The sequence below is a fragment of the Vibrio sp. 1078-1 genome (genome assembly GCF_033340475.1).
The window spans coordinates 1-597 of record NZ_JAWOWM010000586.1 but is presented as its reverse complement, the minus strand read 5'-3'; the positions used below and the strand labels follow the sequence as shown (position 1 = coordinate 597).

The 597-nt window shown below is 46.6% G+C and carries 1 pseudogene; it reads left to right on the top strand.

The features are described 5' to 3' along the window. A pseudogene (gene flgK / locus R7190_RS28935) lies at nt 1-597 on the top strand (flagellar hook-associated protein FlgK); the annotation flags it as partial.

The following is a 597-nucleotide window of genomic DNA, read 5'->3' as shown; positions in this document are numbered from 1 at the left end:
AGAGTGCAAATCGGCGAAGGCCTTGCCGCTGGCGAACGAGTGCTGCTGCGTCCTACTCGCAGTGGTGCTGCCATCATCAAGATGGAAACCAACGACGCTAAATCCATTGCCGCACAAAGTTATGAAGCGTCTACGACGTTTGCTCAAGGCAGTGCAAAATTCAATATTCGTGAAGCGGGTGATGTAAAAGAGTTTGAAGTGACGGTCCAGCCACCCGATGAAAAGCACGACAAAGCGTGGCTAAAGATTACCGATAACAAAGGTAACTTATTGTCCGATAAATACTCTTATCCGTTAGACAAAGATGATCCGCTGATTGAAATCTCAGTGCCGAAGAGTCATCCGCTATACAAAAATGGCGATGCAACCATCTTTGAACTGACAGAAGGCGCACTGCTGAACGACAAATTTACGGCCAACTTGGTGCCGTCAGAAGGTGGTAACGGCAACTTGAGAAAGATGCAGCAATTACAAACCAACAAAATGATGGATGGTAAATCGAGCACCTTGATTGACGTTTACCACAATCTTAATACTGAAGTGGGTTTGAAATCGGCAACGGCTAACCGCTTAGCATCGGTTGCGCGTTTAGAGCAT